The sequence below is a fragment of the Nocardioides hwasunensis genome, from assembly GCF_014779665.1.
In the GTDB taxonomy this organism is placed as follows: Bacteria; Actinomycetota; Actinomycetes; order Propionibacteriales; family Nocardioidaceae; genus Nocardioides; species Nocardioides hwasunensis.
The window spans coordinates 186,788-202,818 of record NZ_JACXYY010000009.1 but is presented as its reverse complement, the minus strand read 5'-3'; the positions used below and the strand labels follow the sequence as shown (position 1 = coordinate 202,818).

The 16,031-nt window shown below is 73.2% G+C and carries 12 protein-coding genes and 1 riboswitch; of the genes, 11 read left to right on the top strand and 1 reads right to left on the bottom strand.

The window, feature by feature from the left end; genetic code table 11:
• Positions 1-90: 90 nt before the first annotated feature.
• Positions 91-207, top strand: a riboswitch (cobalamin riboswitch).
• Positions 208-264: 57 nt separating this feature from the next.
• From IEZ25_RS20125 to IEZ25_RS20075, 11 genes are all read left to right on the top strand, one after another.
• A complete protein-coding gene (locus IEZ25_RS20125; RefSeq protein ID WP_191201273.1) occupies positions 265-1,245 on the top strand; it encodes an ABC transporter substrate-binding protein in 981 nt (326 codons plus the stop codon).
• 59 nt (positions 1,246-1,304) lie between these two features.
• Positions 1,305-2,279, top strand: a complete 975-nt coding sequence (locus IEZ25_RS20120) for a FecCD family ABC transporter permease (protein ID WP_191201272.1) — start codon at positions 1,305-1,307, stop codon at positions 2,277-2,279.
• A complete protein-coding gene (locus IEZ25_RS20115; protein ID WP_191201247.1) occupies positions 2,272-3,081 on the top strand; it encodes an ABC transporter ATP-binding protein in 810 nt (269 codons plus the stop codon). Before IEZ25_RS20120 ends, IEZ25_RS20115 begins: the two co-directional genes overlap by 8 nt.
• Positions 3,078-3,845 carry a (2Fe-2S) ferredoxin domain-containing protein gene (locus tag IEZ25_RS20110; protein WP_191201246.1) on the top strand — a complete coding sequence of 256 codons (768 nt, stop codon included), beginning with the start codon at positions 3,078-3,080 and terminating at the stop codon, positions 3,843-3,845. The genes IEZ25_RS20115 and IEZ25_RS20110 overlap by 4 nt, the downstream gene beginning before the upstream one ends.
• The gene (gene cobN, locus IEZ25_RS20105; RefSeq protein WP_191201245.1) at positions 3,842-7,480 is read left to right on the top strand and encodes a cobaltochelatase subunit CobN; all 3,639 of its coding nucleotides are present in this window, start codon (positions 3,842-3,844) and stop codon (positions 7,478-7,480) included. The genes IEZ25_RS20110 and cobN overlap by 4 nt, the downstream gene beginning before the upstream one ends.
• The gene (gene cobF, locus IEZ25_RS20100; protein ID WP_191201244.1) at positions 7,477-8,196 is read left to right on the top strand and encodes a precorrin-6A synthase (deacetylating); all 720 of its coding nucleotides are present in this window, start codon (positions 7,477-7,479) and stop codon (positions 8,194-8,196) included. Before cobN ends, cobF begins: the two co-directional genes overlap by 4 nt.
• Before the next feature lie 173 nt (positions 8,197-8,369).
• The gene (gene clpB / locus IEZ25_RS20095) at positions 8,370-10,952 is read left to right on the top strand and encodes an ATP-dependent chaperone ClpB (RefSeq protein ID WP_191201243.1); all 2,583 of its coding nucleotides are present in this window, start codon (positions 8,370-8,372) and stop codon (positions 10,950-10,952) included.
• Between the two features lie 153 nt (positions 10,953-11,105).
• On the top strand, positions 11,106-11,594 hold the full coding sequence (locus IEZ25_RS20090; protein ID WP_191201242.1) for a MarR family winged helix-turn-helix transcriptional regulator: 489 nt from the start codon (positions 11,106-11,108) through the stop codon (positions 11,592-11,594).
• The gene (locus tag IEZ25_RS20085) at positions 11,594-12,787 is read left to right on the top strand and encodes an MFS transporter (protein WP_191201241.1); all 1,194 of its coding nucleotides are present in this window, start codon (positions 11,594-11,596) and stop codon (positions 12,785-12,787) included. The genes IEZ25_RS20090 and IEZ25_RS20085 overlap by 1 nt, the downstream gene beginning before the upstream one ends.
• 92 nt (positions 12,788-12,879) lie before the next feature.
• Positions 12,880-13,857: a peptidoglycan-binding domain-containing protein gene (locus IEZ25_RS20080; protein ID WP_191201240.1), complete on the top strand. Its 978-nt coding sequence runs from the start codon at positions 12,880-12,882 to the stop codon at positions 13,855-13,857.
• A 53-nt stretch (positions 13,858-13,910) separates the two neighbouring features.
• Positions 13,911-14,744, top strand: a complete 834-nt coding sequence (locus IEZ25_RS20075) for a CPBP family intramembrane glutamic endopeptidase (protein WP_318152364.1) — start codon at positions 13,911-13,913, stop codon at positions 14,742-14,744.
• Between the two features lie 13 nt (positions 14,745-14,757).
• Here the strand turns inward: IEZ25_RS20075 and IEZ25_RS20070 are convergent, their stop codons facing one another.
• Positions 14,758-15,960 carry an MFS transporter gene (locus IEZ25_RS20070; protein ID WP_191201238.1) on the bottom strand — a complete coding sequence of 401 codons (1,203 nt, stop codon included), beginning with the start codon at positions 15,958-15,960 and terminating at the stop codon, positions 14,758-14,760.
• Positions 15,961-16,031: the final 71 nt, after the last annotated feature.

Here is a 16,031-nt window from a genome sequence, read left to right as displayed (position 1 = left end):
CCGAGCGCTCGCTGCTCAACCGGCGGCGGGGGGGCCGAGCGCTCGCTCCGCAACCACCGCGTGTGAGCGGCGGCGAGACCCGGTAGCCTCAGCGCACCACTCCGCGTGGGACCCAGGAACCCGGTGCAAGACCGGGGCGGTTCCGCCACTGTGAGGCCTGCCGGGTGCAGGTCGTAGCCAGACACTGGCCCACGCGGATCCCATCACGAGGGGCGAGAACCCCGAGGAGGAACCGTGCGCATCGCACTCCTGTCCAAGGCCGTCATGTCCGTCGGCGCCGCGCTCGTCCTGAGCAGCTGCGCCGGAGCCCCGGAAGCCGAGTCGGCGACCGAGCCCAGCAGCAGCGAGAGCGCCGAGTCGCTCTTCCCGGTCGAGGTGACCAGCTGCGGGCGCACCACCACCGTCGAGGCGAGGCCCGAGCGGGCCGTCACCCTCAACCAGGGCGCGACCGAGGTCGCCCTCGCGCTCGGAGTCGAGGACCAGATGGCCGGCACGGCCTACCTCGACGACGCCGTCCCGGCGAAGTGGGAGGCGGCCTACGACTCCGTCGACGTCCTCGCGAAGGAGTACCCGACCCGCGAGGACCTCCTCGCCGCCCAGCCCGACTTCGTCTACGCCTCCTACGGCAGTGCCTTCGAGTCGAAGGTCGCCGGCACCCAGGACGAGCTCGACGACACCGGCATCGCGTCCTACCTCTCGCCCTTCGGCTGCGATGACCAGGGCGAGCGCCCCGAGCCGTCGTTCGACGCCGTCTGGGACGAGGTCGAGGCGGTCGCGACCGCCTTCGGTGTGCCGGACAAGGCGGACGAGCTCCGGACGTCGCAGCAGGAGCTGCTCGACGGGCTCGCCGAGACGGACGCCGGTGACGGTCTCTCGGTGCTGTGGTTCGACTCCGGAGACAAGACGCCCTTCGTCGGCGCCGGCGACGGCGGCCCGCAGCTGGTCCTCGACGCGGTGGGTGCCGACAACATCTTCGGCGACCTCGAGGGAAACTGGGCCGACGCGACCTGGGAGAAGGTCGTCGCGGCCGGCCCCGACGTGATCGTGCTGGCCGACGCCGCCTGGTCGACCGCGGACGACAAGATCGCCTACCTCGAGTCCGACCCGGTCCTCAAGCAGCTCGGTGCGGTGCAGGCGAAGGCCTACGTGACCGTGCCGTTCTCCGAGTCGACACCGGGGGTCCGGTTGGCCGACGGCGCCGCCTCGGTCTCCGACCAGCTCGAGAAGCTCGCAGTCGGGCAGTGACCCGCACCTTCGGCGGTCTCGGCACGCTGGCCCTCGGGCTGGTGCTGCTCGGGGCCGCCATGGCGGTGTCGCTGGGCGTGGGCGCGGTGTCGGTCCCGGTGCCCCAGGTGCTCGAGGTCGTCGCGCGGCGCTTCCACCTCGGCGACTTCGACGTCTCGCTGCTCAACGACCAGATCGTCTGGCAGCTGCGGCTGCCGCGGGTGCTGGGCGCGGCATCGGTCGGCGCCGGGCTCGCGCTCTGCGGCGCGGTCCTGCAGTCGCTGACCCGCAACGACCTCGCCGACCCCTACCTGCTCGGCATCTCCGGAGGTGCGGCCGTCGGCGCGGTGACCGTGATCGTGCTCGGCGTGCCGTTCGCCGGGCTGATCGGGTCGGCCGCCGTCACGGCCGCCGGGTTCGTCGGCGCGCTCGCGGCGCTGCTCGCGGTCCTCGTGCTCGCCGCCGGCCGGTCCGGGGCGCTGCCGCCCACCCGGACGATCCTGGCCGGCGTCGCGGTCGGCCAGGTCTGCGCGGCGTACACCTCCTTCCTCGTGATCATGAGCGGTGACAGCCAGGCCGCGCGGCGGGTGCTGTCGTGGACGCTCGGCTCGGTCGCCGGGCTGCGCTGGGAGTCCGCGGTCTTCCTCGCCGTCGTCGCGCTCGTCGCCACCGTCGGCATCGTCGCGCTGGCCGACCAGCTCGACGCGTTCGCCTTCGGCGAGGCCTCGGCCCGCTCGCTCGGCGTCGACGTCACCCGGCTGCGGTGGCTGCTGCTCGTCGGCACCGCGCTGGTCACCGCCTGCCTGGTGGCGTACGCCGGTCTCATCGGCTTCGTCGGGCTCGTGGTGCCGCACATGGTCCGACTCGCCACCGGTCCCGGTCACCGGCTGCTGCTGCCGATGTGTGCCGTCGTCGGGGCGATCACCCTGGTGCTCGCCGACACCGTCGCCCGCTCGGTCGTCGAGGGCCAGGAGGTGCCGATCGGTGTCGTCACGGGCGTCGTCGGCGCCCCGTTCTTCGCCTGGCTCCTGCGGCGGGGGAGGCACCATGCCTGAGCAGCACGGCGTACGCCTCGAGGTGCGCGACGCGTCCTGGCGGGTCGCCGGCCGGACGATCGTCGAGGACGTCGACCTGGTCTGCGAGCCCGGCACGGTCACCGGCCTGCTCGGCCCCAACGGCTCGGGCAAGACCACCCTGATCAACCTCGTCGCGGGCCTCACCCGGCCGGCGACCGGGTCGGTCAGCGTCGACGGCCGCGACCTGCACGCCCTGCCGCACCGCGAGCGCGCCCGCCTCGTCGGGCTCGTCGAGCAGCAGGCCTCGACCACCCTCGACCTCACCGTCCGCCAGGTCGTCGAGCTCGGTCGGATCCCCCATCGCAAGGGCCGCCTTCCGGCGCTGGACACCGCACCCGACGAGCACGAGGTGGTCGACCACGCGTTGCGGCTCGCCGATGTCGAGGACCTCGCCGACCGCAGCTGGCAGACCCTCTCCGGCGGCGAGCGGCAGCGCACCCAGCTGGCTCGCGCGGTCGCGCAGCGCCCGGCCGTCCTGCTCCTCGACGAGCCGACGAACCACCTCGACCTCGGCCACCAGCTCGACTTCCTCGCGCGCGTGCGCGGGCTCGGCCTCACCACGGTCGCCGCGCTCCACGACCTCGAGCTGGCCGCCGCCTACTGCGACCGCGTGGCCGTCCTCGACGCCGGCCGGGTGGTCGCTGTGGGCGCCGTCGCCGACGTGCTCACCAGCGAGCTGATCGCCGAGGTCTACGGCGTCGACGCGACCGTCGAGCCGCACCCGGTCCACGACCGGCCCCACGTCCGCTGGAACGGACCCCGGACGAAGGTGCGCGCATGAAGGCCCACGTCCTCGTCGGGATGTCCGCACTGGAGGTCGCCGAGCACGATCGCCTGGCCGCCGCGGCGCGGCGGGTCGACGGCACCGTCGGCCACCTCCAGATCGGCGATCCGTCGCTGTCGACCGAGCTCACCCGGCTCGCCGACGCCGGTGCGACGACGATCTCCCTCGCCGGAGTCAGCCTCGGTCCGACCGCTCCTGCGCAGTCATGGCTGCGGCGGGTGGCCGGCCACTGGTGGCGCGAGCGCGACGGCGTACGTCCCGAGGTCCGGGTCGCGACCTCGGTCCTGCGCAACGACCTCGACGCCCTCGACGGCGACGCCCTGCGCGACGTCCTCGGCCTGGCCCGCCCGGTCACCGGCGCCGAGGCGGCCCTGGACTCGCCCGCATGGGAGGACGTGCCCGGACACCGGCACCAGGTCCTCGTGTGCCGCGGTCCGCGGTGCACCGCCGCCGGCTCCGACCGCACGATGGCGGCGCTCGACCGGGCGCTCGGCGACCGCAGCCTCGGCGACGACGACGTGCTCGTCACGGTGACCGGGTGCCAGTTCCCCTGCAACCACGCGCCCGTCGTCAGCGTGCAGCCCGACGACGTCTGGTACGGCAGGGTCGTCCCCGACGCCGTCGACGAGATCGTCACCCACCACCTGGTCGGCGGCACGCCCGTCGCCTCCCGCAGACTGGACCGCACCCGCGGTCGCACCCTCTCCACGCCCGACCTCCCCACCGCCCAGCCGATCGCCGACACCGAGGACCCGTCATGACCCGGATCGCACTCCTGTCCACGTCCGACACCGACCTGCTGAGCGCGCGGGCCTCGGGTGCCGACTACGTGCTCGCCAACCCGGCGCGGCCGGGCCACCAGTCGATGGCGGAGGTCATCGATGGCTGCGACCTCGTGATCGGCCGGCTGCTCGGATCACGGGAGGACCTCTGCTCGGGCTTCACCCGGGTCGCCGCGACCGGCAAGCCCGTCGTCGTGCTGGGCGGGGAGCAGTCGCCGAGTGCGGAGCTGATGGAGCTCTCGTCGGTGCCGATGGGCGTCGCGGCCGAGGCACACCGCTACCTCGCCGAGGGCGGCCCCGAGAACCTCACCCAGCTCCACGCCTTCCTGTCGGACACCGTGCTGCTCACCGGGGAGGGGTTCGAGCCGCCGGCAGTGCTGCCGCAGTGGGGCTACGGCGAGCGGGGCAGCCTGGTGTCGACACGCTCGTCCCTCGCTGCTCGACCGACGGCTGCGGACGATGCTCAGCCGGCGCCCGCTCGGGTCGGGGTGCTCTACTACCGCGCGCACGAGGCGAGCGGGAACACCGCCTTCGCGCACGCGCTGGCCGACGCCGTGGACGCGACGGGCCACGCGGTCGGGGTGCCGATCTTCGCGGGCTCCCTGCGTGCCGCACCCGACGAGCTCTTCGAGGCCTTCGGCACGCTGGACGCACTGATCGTCACGGTGCTCGCGGCGGGCGGCAGCGTGCCGGCGGGCGCCAGCGCCGGTGGTGACGACGAGTCGTGGGACGTCGCGCGGATGTCGGCGCTCGACATCCCGATCATCCAGGGCCTGTGCCTGACGAGCAGCCGCGCGGAGTGGGAGGCGTCCGACGACGGCGTGAGCCCGCTCGACTCGGCCACCCAGATCGCGATCCCGGAGTTCGACGGCCGCATCATCACCGCGCCGTTCTCCTTCAAGGAGGTCGACTCCGACGGGCTGCCGCACTACGTCGCCGACGCCGAGCGCTGCGCCCGCGTGGCCGGGATCGCGGTCAAGCAGGCGCGCCTGCGCTCCATCCCGAACGCCGAGAAGCGGCTCGCGCTCGTGCTGTCGGCGTACCCCACCAAGCACGCGCGCATCGGCAACGCCGTCGGCCTCGACACCCCGGTCTCCGCGATCCGGATGCTCGAGCGGCTGCGGGCCGAGGGCTACGACCTCGGCACCGACAACGCCGTCGTCGAGATCCTCGGCCGCGACGCCACCGACACCGAGAAGGGTGACGCGCTCATCCACGCGCTCATCGAGGCGGGCGGCCAGGACGAGGAGTGGCTGACCCACGCGCAGCTGACCGACGCCCACGTGCGGATCACGCCGGAGCAGTACGCCGAGTGGACCCGCGACCTGCCCGACGACCTGAAGGAGTCGATGGTCGAGGCCTGGGGACCCGGCCTCGGCTCGCTCTTCGTCAACGACGCCGGCGAGCTCGTCCTCGCGACCGTGCAGGCGGGCAACGTCGTGCTGCTGATCCAGCCGCCGCGCGGGTTCGGGGAGAACCCGATCGCGATCTACCACGACCCCGACCTGGCGCCGACGCACCACTACCTCGGCGCCTACCGCTGGGTGGAGCACGGGTTCAGGGCCGACGCCGTCGTGCACCTCGGCAAGCACGGCTCGCTCGAGTGGCTGCCCGGCAAGAACGCCGCCCTGTCGGCGTCCTGCGGCACCGACGCCGCGCTCGGCAACCTGCCGATGGTCTACCCGTTCCTCGTCAACGACCCCGGTGAGGGCGCGCAGGCCAAGCGCCGTGCCCACGCGACCATCGTCGACCACCTGGTGCCGCCGATGGCGCGCGCGGAGTCCTACGGCGACATCGCCCGACTCGAGCAGCTTCTCGACGAGCACGCCAACATCGCCGCGATGGACCCGGCCAAGCTGCCGGCGATCCGCGGCGAGATCTGGCAGCTCATGCACGCTGCCGAGATGCACCGCGACCTCGGGCTGGAGGAGCAGCCGGACGACGAGTCGTTCGACGACTTCATCATGCACGTCGACGGCTGGCTCTGCGAGATCAAGGACGCGCAGATCCGCGACGGGCTGCACATCCTCGGCGACGCACCGGCCGGTGAGGCGCGGGTCAACCTCGTGCTCGCGATCATGCGCGCCGCGCAGGTGTTCGGCGGCCAGGCGCAGGCCGTGCCGGGGCTGCGGAGCGCGCTCGGGCTGAAGGAGGGCGCCGAGGCGACCTCCGCCGTCGACGCGATCGAGGTCAAGGCGCGCGAGCTCGTGCAGGGCATGGACGACGCCGGCTGGGACGTCGCGGCGGCCGCGCGCCTCCACGACGACCCCGAGGTGCAGCGGGTGCTGGAGTTCGCGGCCACCCAGGTCGTGCCGCGCCTCGAGCGCACCACCGACGAGCTCGACGCCGTGGTCCACGCCCTCGACGGCGGCTTCATCGCCGCCGGGCCGTCCGGCTCGCCGCTGCGCGGGCTGGTCAACGTGCTCCCGACCGGTCGCAACTTCTACACCGTCGACCCGCGCGCGGTCCCGTCGCGCCTGGCGTGGCAGACCGGCATGGCGATGGCCGAGTCGCTCGTCGCGAAGTACGTCGACGAGACCGGCACCTACCCCGAGTCCGTCGGCCTGTCGGTGTGGGGCACGAGCGCCATGCGGACCTCCGGCGACGACATCGCCGAGGTGCTGGCGCTGCTCGGCGTACGCCCGGTCTGGGACGAGGCCTCGCGCCGCGTCAACGACCTCCAGGTCATCCCGCTCGAGGAGCTCGGCCGCCCGCGCATCGACGTCACGGTGCGGATCTCGGGCTTCTTCCGCGACGCCTTCCCGCACGTGGTCGCGATGCTCGACGACGCCGTGCGCATGGTGGCCGCGCTCGAGGAGCCCGACGACCAGAACCACGTCAGCGCGCACGCCCGCGCCGACCTCGCCGAGCACGGCGACGAGCGCCGCTCGACCACCCGCATCTTCGGCTCCAAGCCCGGGTCGTACGGCGCCGGCATCCTGCAGGTCGTCGAGTCGGGCAACTGGCGCAGCGACCAGGACCTCGCCGAGGTCTACACGGCGTGGGGCGGCTTCGCCTACGGCCGCGACCTCGACGGGGCGCCGGCCGCCGACGACATGCGCGCCAACTACAAGCGCATCAAGGTGGCCGCGAAGAACATCGACACCCGCGAGCACGACATCGCCGACAGCGACGACTACTTCCAGTACCACGGCGGCATGGTCGCCACGGTGCGCGCGCTGACCGGCAGCGACCCCAAGGCCTACGTCGGCGACTCGACCACGCCGGACGCGGTGCGCACCCGCACGCTGCAGGAGGAGACGAACCGCGTCTTCCGGGCCCGCGTGGTCAACCCGCGCTGGATCGGCGCGATGCAGCGTCACGGCTACAAGGGCGCCTTCGAGCTCGCCGCGACCGTCGACTACCTCTTCGGCTTCGACGCGACCGCCGGTGTGGTCCACGACTGGATGTACGAGGCGCTCGCCAAGGAGTACGTCCTCGACGAGACCAACCAGCAGTTCCTCCGCACCTCGAACCCGTGGGCGCTGCGCGGCATCGTCGAGCGGCTGCACGAGGCCGCCGAGCGCGGGCTGTGGGCCGAGCCCGACGCCGACGTGATGTCCGCGATGCAGGAGGTCTACCTCGACATCGAGGGCGAGCTGGAGGACCGGTGACGGAGGTCCGCATCGTCGGGATCGGCTGCCACCCCGGGCAGCTGACCGCCGAGGCGCGTGCGGCGATCGCATCGTGCGACTACGTGATCGCCGCCGACAAGGGCGCCGACGACCCGCTGCTCGCGCTGCGGCGCGGGATCTGCGACGACGTCGGCGTCGAGCTGGTGGCGGTCGCCGATCCGCCTCGAGACCGCTCCTCGGGTCTCGACACGCCCGGCTACGACGGCGCGGTCCTCGACTGGCACGACGCGCGCGCGGCGGCGTACGCCTCGGTGATCGCGGAGCGGCCGGGGACGGTCGGCTTCCTGGTGTGGGGCGACCCGGCGTTCTACGACTCGACCATCCGCGTCGTCGAGCGGCTGGGTGTGGAGTACGACGTCCTGCCCGGCGTCTCCGCGATCTCGCTCCTCGCCGCCCGCCACCGGCTCGTGCTCCACGAGGTCGGCCGGCCGGTGCTGGTGACGACGGGGCGACGGCTCGCGGACGAGGTGGCGGCCGGCCACGACAACCTCGTGGTGATGCTCGACGGCCGCCTCCAGGCGGCGTCGCTCGACGGCGACTGGGACATCTGGTGGGGCGCCAACCTCGGCAGCCCGCACGAGGAGCTCGTCGCCGGACGCCTCGCCGACGTGGTCGGGTCGATCGGCGCCGCGCGGGCTCGGGCGAAGCAGGCCGACGGCTGGGTGATGGACACCTATCTCCTGCGGCGCGCCTGACTCGCCCTGCTGAACGATCGCCTGCTCGAGGGGGGCGGACCGGTGGCCCGGATCTCAGAGTTGAGGGGAATCGACTCAACTTCTGGCGCGTTGTGGAGGTACCGACCACAGTTGGTCCCGTGACGGGCGCGAGGGCGCCCCCTGGACCAGCGCATCACCACGGAGGAGACGAGTTGAGCACGTTCGGTGCCGAGAAGTTCACCACCCGCAGCCGCGAGGTCATCGAGGCTGCCCAGCTGGCCGCGACCACGGGCGGCAACACCCACACCGAGCCCATCCACCTGCTCGTCGCCCTGCTCAAGCAGGAGGACGGTGCCACGCGGAGCCTCGTGCAGAAGGCGGGCGTCGACGCGGCCACCCTGCTCGCGCAGGCCGAGGGCGTCCAGCAGCAGCTGCCCCGCGCCACGGGCTCGACCGTGCAGCAGCCGAGCGGATCGCCGTCGCTGACCCGCGTCCTGGCGCAGGCGCTCGACCTCGCCGGGTCGATGAAGGACGACTACGTCGCCACCGACCACCTGCTCGTCGCGATCGCGACCGTCGAGTCGCCGGCGCAGAAGGTGCTGACCGGCGCCGGACTCACCGCCGACGGTCTGCGGGAGGCGATCACGGCCGTCCGTGGGAACCGTCGGGTGACCAGCGAGAGCGCCGAGGCGTCGTACGAGTCGCTCGAGAAGTTCTCCGTCGACCTGACCCGGCAGGCCGAGGACGGCAGGCTCGACCCCGTCATCGGCCGTGACGCAGAGATCCGCCGCGTCATCCAGGTGCTGTCGCGGCGCACGAAGAACAACCCGGTGCTGATCGGCGAGCCCGGCGTCGGCAAGACCGCCGTCGTCGAGGGACTGGCCCAGCGCGTCGTCGCCGGCGACGTCCCCGACTCGCTCAAGGGCCGCCGCGTGCTGAGCCTCGACCTGGCCGCGATGGTGGCCGGTGCGAAGTATCGCGGGGAGTTCGAGGAGCGGCTCAAGGCCGTCCTGGAGGAGATCAAGGACGCCGGCGGGCAGGTCATCACCTTCATCGACGAGCTGCACACGGTCGTCGGCGCGGGCGCCGGCGGCGACTCCGCGATGGACGCCGGCAACATGCTCAAGCCGATGCTCGCCCGCGGCGAGCTGCACATGATCGGCGCGACCACGCTCGACGAGTACCGCGAGCGCATCGAGAAGGACCCCGCCCTCGAGCGCCGCTTCCAGCAGGTCTTCGTCGGCGAGCCCACCGTCGAGGACACCATCCAGATCCTGCGCGGCATCCAGGAGAAGTACGAGGCGCACCACGGCGTCCGCATCACCGACGCTGCGCTGGTGGCCGCCGCGACCCTCTCCGACCGCTACATCACCGGCCGCCAGCTGCCCGACAAGGCCATCGACCTCATCGACGAGGCCTCCTCGCGCCTGCGCATGGAGCACGAGTCGAGCCCCGAGGAGATCGACGTGCTGCGGCGCCAGGTCGAGCGGCTCAAGATGGAGGAGTTCGCGCTGGCCAAGGAGTCCGACGACGCGTCGGTCGAGCGGCTCGCCGTGCTCCGCAAGGAGATGGCCGACCGCGAGGAGGAGCTGCGCGGGCTCGAGGCCCGCTGGGAGCGCGAGAAGGACCAGCTGCAGGGCGAGGGCGAGCTGCGCCGTCAGCTCGACCAGCTCAAGATCGAGGCCGAGAAGAAGCTGCGCGAGGGCGACCTCGCGGGCGCCTCCGAGATCCAGTACGGCCGGATCCCCGAGCTCGAGCAGCAGATCGCCGAGGTCGAGAAGGCCGAGGCCGTCGACCTCGAGCCGCTCGTCGGCGAGGAGGTCGGGGCCGAGCAGATCGCCGACGTCGTCGAGGCGTGGACCGGCATCCCCACCGGCAGGATGCTCCAGGGCGAGACGGCCAAGCTCCTCCAGATGGAGGACGTCATCGGGGAGCGGCTGATCGGTCAGCGCGAGGCGGTCACCGCGGTGTCCGACGCCGTACGTCGCTCGCGCGCCGGCATCGCCGACCCGAACCGGCCGACCGGCTCGTTCCTCTTCCTCGGCCCGACCGGCACCGGCAAGACCGAGCTCGCCAAGTCGCTCGCCGACTTCCTCTTCGACGACGAGCGGGCGATCGTCCGCATCGACATGAGCGAGTACAGCGAGAAGCACTCGGTCTCGCGGCTCGTCGGCGCCCCTCCCGGCTACGTCGGCTACGACGAGGGCGGCCAGCTCACCGAGGCGGTGCGGCGGCGCCCCTACAGCGTCGTGCTGCTCGACGAGGTGGAGAAGGCGCACCCGGAGGTCTTCGACATCCTGCTGCAGGTGCTCGACGACGGCCGGCTCACCGACGGCCAGGGGCGCACGGTCGACTTCCGCAACACGCTGCTGATCTTGACCTCCAACCTCGGCTCGAACTTCCTGGTCGACCCGAACCTCATGCCCGACACCAAGAAGATGTCGGTGATGAACGTCGTGCGCCAGCACTTCAAGCCGGAGTTCCTCAACCGGCTCGACGAGGTCGTGATGTTCGAGGCGCTGAGCAAGGACGACCTCGCGCACATCGTCGACCTGCAGCTCGCGCTGCTCGAGAAGCGGCTCGCGGTGCGCCGGATCAGCATCTCGGTCACCGACGCGGCCCGCGCGTGGCTGGCGGAGACCGGCTACGACCCGGCGTACGGTGCCCGGCCGCTGCGCCGGTTGATCCAGTCGGCCATCGGCGACCCGCTCGCGCGGCAGCTGATCGCCGGTGAGGTCGTCGACGGTGGTGCGGTCACGGTCGACGTGGGCGGCGACGGGCTCGTCCTGCGCTGACGCTCCTGCCGCCCGCGTGCCGCTGTAACGCCGGGTTACGCGCTGTACCACCCCTGATGTATCGGGGTGGGTAGGTGCAGTAACCCGGCGTTACAGCGCGTCTGGCCGGCGGACGAAGATGTTCAGCGCTGAACAATTCAGTACTGTACGACCGTGAGCGACATCGACTTCCTCGACCCGCACGAGCTGCGCGTGATGCGGATGTTCAGCCGCGCCGCGACCTCCGTGCTCGGGCGCATCGACGCCGACCTCGACGGCGAGCACGACCTGCCGCGGGTCTACTTCGACCTGCTGTGGCGGCTGCGCCGGGCGCCGGAGAGGTCGCTCCGCCTCGCCGAGCTCGCGCAGCAGACCGCCTCCAAGCCGAGCCGCATCACCCATGCGGTGGGCGTGCTCGAGAAGCGCGGTCTGGTCGAGCGCCGGGCCGTCGAGGGTGACCGCCGGGGTGCCGCTGCCGTGCTGACGCCGGCGGGGCTGGCCCTCGCCGAGCAGGCCGCACCGACGTACGCCGACGGCGCGCGCCGCCACTTCCTGGACCTGCTCGACGCGGACGAGCGCCGCTCCCTCGCGCGGATCCTCGAGACCGTGCTGGAGTCCGTCGACCCGGACGCGGTGCCCGAGCCGGCCGGGGACGAGGCGTGATGACGGCGACCGGCACCGCGACCGAGGTCGGCACCACGCGTCGCTGGGCGATGCTCGGCGCCAGCACGACCGCGCAGGCCGCGGCCGCCGTGATGACGAACGGTGCGGTGTTCTTGATCCCGGCCCTGCACGAGCAGCGGGGGATGAGCATCGCTGAGGCCGGCCTCGTGACCGCCGCACCGATGGTCGGCGTGATGCTGACCCTCGTCGCGTGGGGGTGGTTCACCGACCGTCGCGGCGAGCGCCTCGCGCTCATGCTGGGGCTCGGCGCCGCCACCCTCGCCGGGCTCCTGGCCGTCGCGGCCGCGGAGGGCGTCGTCCTCGGGCTCGCCCTCTTCCTCGGCGGCGCCGCGGCAGCGTCCACCAATGCGGCGTCGGGGCGCGTCGTGGTGGGCTGGTTCCCGCCGCACCGCCGGGGTCTGGCGATGGGCGTGCGCCAGATGGCCCAGCCGGTCGGCGTCGGCATCGCGGCGATCGCGATCCCGGTCCTCGCCGACACGGAGGGCATCCGCGCCGCCCTCTGGGCGCCGACGATCGCGTGCGCGCTCGCCACGGTGGTCGTCGCGCTCGTGGTGATCGACCCGCCGCGCACCGCGCCGAGGAGCGGCCCCGCGCCCAACCCCTATCGCCAGGACCGCTACCTCGCCCGCATCCACGGCGTCTCGGTCCTGCTCGTCGTGCCGCAGTTCGTGGTGTGGACCTTCTCGCTCGTGTGGCTGATCCAGGCGCGCGGCTGGTCGCCGGCCGCGGCCGGCGCGTTGGTGGCCGGCACCCAGCTGCTGGCCGCCCTCGGCCGGATCGCCGCCGGGCAGCTGTCGGACCACGTGATGTCGCGGATGCGGCCGCTGCGGTGGGTCGCGATCGCGGCCGGCCTCGCGATGGCCGCGCTCGGCCTCGCGGCGGGCCTCGACCTCGCCGTCGCCGTGCCCCTCATCGTGATCGCCACCGTCATCACCGTCGCCGACAACGGGCTGGCCTTCACGGCCGTGGCCGAGCGCTCCGGCCCGTTCTGGTCCGGCCGCGCGCTCGGCGTGCAGAACACCGCGCAGTTCCTGGCCGCGGCGATGGTCCCGCCACTCGGCGGCTGGCTGGTCGGCAGCGTCGGCTACCCGGTCACCTTCGTCGTCGCCGCCCTCTTCCCGCTGGTCGCCGTCGCGTTGGTGCCGGTGCGTGACGAGCGCCCGCTCGAGTAGCCCGGGTTGACCGGGCCACCGCCCACCGGCAAGGTCGGGGCACGCGCCCGGGCCGACTCGGCTGCCCGGGGCACTACTCTCGGGAGCTCTCCATGCGTCGTCCGACCCTGCCCGCGCGCGCCCGCGCCGGGCGTACGCCACTCGCTGCCGCGCTCATCGCGCTGCTCGTCGCCGCCCTCGCCGTGGTGGCCGCCGCGCCCGCGCAGGCGGCCAGCGCCTGGCCGATCACGCAGGCCGGCCAACCGCGCAACAACAACGCGATGACGCTCCAGCACCTGCTGACCGCCCGCGGCTACGCCACCACCGCCGACGGCGCCTTCGGCGCTGGCACGACCGCGAACCTCAGGGCGTTCCAGTCCGCCCAGGGCATCGGCGCCGACGGCATCGCCGGCAGCGGCACCTGGCCGCGGCTCGTCATCGTCGTGGGTCAGGGCTCGGCCGACACCCACGCCGTGAAGGCGGCGCAGACCCAGCTCAACAAGTACGGCGCCGACCTCGTCGCCGACGGCGTCTTCGGGTCGGGGACCCGCGCGGCGGTCGTCGCCTTCCAGGCCGGCCGGGGGCTCGCGCAGTCGGGCGTCGTCGACGCGGCCACCTGGCAGGAGCTGCTCGGCCACAGCCAGGCCGGCGACCAGACGCTGTGCTACTCCACCGGCGGTACGACGGCGGCGTCGCTGCTGCCGTCGCAGGTCGCCAACGTGCAGGCGATCCTCGGCGCGACCCGGGCGGCCGGCGGCAACCGCAACGCCCAGGTCATCGCGCTGATGACCGCCATGCAGGAGTCCAAGATCTGCAACATCCAGTTCGGCGACCGCGACTCGCTCGGCCTCTTCCAGCAGCGTCCGAGCCAGGGTTGGTGCCCCGGCAGCACCGCGTGCGTCGACCCGACCGCGTCCACCCAGGGCTTCCTCGGGGTGTCGGCGGCGACCAGCAACCGCGGGCTCCTCGGGGTCTCGGGCTGGGAGTCGATGCCCAAGACCCGCGCGGCCGACGCCGTCCAGCGCTCCTGCTGCCCGGACGCGTACGCCCAGTGGGAGTCGATGGCCACGACGCTGGTCGACACCTACTGAGTTCTGCGGCGTCCCTCAGCCGGCGCTCAGCAGGCTGGGGGATGCTGTTCCTCGTGAGCACGACGACGGCGGCCGCCCGCCCCTGGTGGCGACTCCGGGACACGCCCGTGCCCGGCGGCGTGCCCGACCTGGCCCGGGCGCTGCTGTGGGCCGAGCTCGCGATCGTGCTGCTCGTCTCCCTCGGCCGGTCCGCGGTCTACTCGATCGTCAGCATCGTCTCGGCGCTCACCGCACCCGGACCGCTGTCGTCGCAGGCGGCGAACCTCAACAACTCGCTGGCTCCCGACCGGCCCTGGCTCGACCTGACCTACCAGCTCCTGCGGATCGGCTTCGCGCTCGTCCCCGTCGCGCTGGCGGCGTACCTCCTGGTCCGCTCCGGCACCCGGCTGCGCGAGGTGTGGGCGCGCGACGGCGGCTGGAGCGAGTGGCGCGACTGGGGTCGCGGCGCCTGGCTCGCGGCCGGCGTCGGGTCGGTGGGCGTCGTGTTCTACCTCGCGACCTTCGCGCTCGGCACCAACCTCACCGTCGTCGCCCAGTCACTGCCGGGGGAGTGGTGGCAGACCCCGGTGCTCATCCTCGCGGCCGCGCAGAACGCCGTGCTCGAGGAGTTCGTGGTGCTCGGCTTCGTGCAGGTGCGCCTGCGCCAGCTCGGCTTCGGCGACACCGCGGCCATCGGTCTCGCGGCGCTGCTGCGCGGCAGCTACCACCTCTACCAGGGGCTCGGCGGCTTCGTCGGCAACCTCGCGATGGGGCTGCTCTTCGGCTGGCTGTTCCGCCGCTGGGGCCGGGTGATGCCGTTCGTGGTGGCGCACACGCTGCTCGACGTCGGCGCGTTCGTGGGGTACGCCGTCCTCGCCGGGCGGGTCGACTGGCTGCCGACCCTCTAGGGACGAGGTCGACTCAGCTGGCTTCCACCGGGCGGGTCTCCGGCGCGGCGAGCCACAGCGGGATGGCGAGCAGGCTCACCAGCGCGGTCGTGGCGAAGGCCCAGCCGAAACCGGCCTGGTCGGCGACCAGCCCCACCAGGACGGGTCCGAGGATCGCACCGGCGTCCTGCGACATCTGGAAGGTGCTGAGCACGGTGCCGCCACTGCGCGCGGACCCCACCACGTCGGCGACGCTGGCCTGCTGGCCCGGGTTGACCAGGCCGGCACCGATCCCGGAGAGCGCCGAGAGGACGAGCAGCACCGCGAGCGAGCCGCTCAGGCCGAGCGGGCCCAGCGACAGCGCCGTGACGACGAGCCCGACCACCACCAGGGGACGCCGGCCCACCGAGTCGGCCAGGCGCCCGGAGACCTGCAGGGTGGCGGCCGTGCCGGCGGCCGCCAGGGCGAGGGCGACGCCGGCGACCCAGGTGTCGTCGTGGACGGCCACCGCCAGCTGCGGCAGCACGGCCACCCGGACGCCGAAGTTGCACCACCCGTTGGCGAACCCGGAGCCGAGCGCGGCGAGGTAGGCCCGGTGCGCCAGCGCCTCGCGCAGCCGCATCGGGGGTGCCGGTGGTCCGGCGGCCTCGGCGGGGCGCAGCCGCGTGCCGCTCAGGCGTACGCCGACGACGCCGGCCGCCGCGACCAGGGCCACGGCGTAGGCGATGAAGGGAGCGCGCAGTCCGAGGCCGGCGAGCGCGCCGCCGAGCACCGGACCGATCATGCCGCCGATGAGGAAGGCGCTGGCGTAGCCGGAGGAGACCCGGCCACGCATCGCCGGTGGCGCCAGCCGCACGAGCAGCGCCATGGCGGAGACGGTGAACATCGTCGAGCCGATGCCACCGAGACCACGCAGCACCAGGAGCTGGACGTAGGACTGGGCGAAGGCGGTCGCGAGCGACGACGCCGCGACCACGAGCAGGCCGGCGAGGTAGACGGGGCGCTCGCCGAGCCGCTGGACGAGCGCTCCACCGGCCGGTGCGAAGACGAGGCGGAAGAACGCGAAGGCCGAGACCACCACCGACGCCGCCGCGACGCCGACGTCGAAGCTGCGTGCGTAGGCGGGCAGGACCGGGGACACCAGGCCGTATCCGACCGCGATCAGGAAGGCGGCGACGAGCAGGACGCGGATCTCGGCCGGCAGCGTGGGACGTCCGGCGGTGTCGTTGCGCTTCACTCGTGGGTGTCGATCGTGGCCTTCACGGGCGCCAGCCTAGGCGGGCGCGTGATCGAGGACGGACTCGCCGG

Bases quoted from the DNA above. Each gene is read 5' to 3' on its own strand.
- IEZ25_RS20125 (WP_191201273.1), top strand. From the start codon at position 265: ATGTCCGTCGGCGCCGCGCTCGTCCTGAGCAGCTGCGCCGGAGCCCCG.
- IEZ25_RS20120 (WP_191201272.1), top strand. From the start codon at position 1,305: ATGGCGGTGTCGCTGGGCGTGGGCGCGGTGTCGGTCCCGGTGCCCCAG.
- IEZ25_RS20115 (WP_191201247.1), top strand. From the start codon at position 2,272: ATGCCTGAGCAGCACGGCGTACGCCTCGAGGTGCGCGACGCGTCCTGG.
- IEZ25_RS20110 (WP_191201246.1), top strand. From the start codon at position 3,078: ATGAAGGCCCACGTCCTCGTCGGGATGTCCGCACTGGAGGTCGCCGAG.
- cobN (WP_191201245.1), top strand. From the start codon at position 3,842: ATGACCCGGATCGCACTCCTGTCCACGTCCGACACCGACCTGCTGAGC.
- IEZ25_RS20085 (WP_191201241.1), top strand. From the start codon at position 11,594: ATGACGGCGACCGGCACCGCGACCGAGGTCGGCACCACGCGTCGCTGG.
- IEZ25_RS20080 (WP_191201240.1), top strand. From the start codon at position 12,880: ATGCGTCGTCCGACCCTGCCCGCGCGCGCCCGCGCCGGGCGTACGCCA.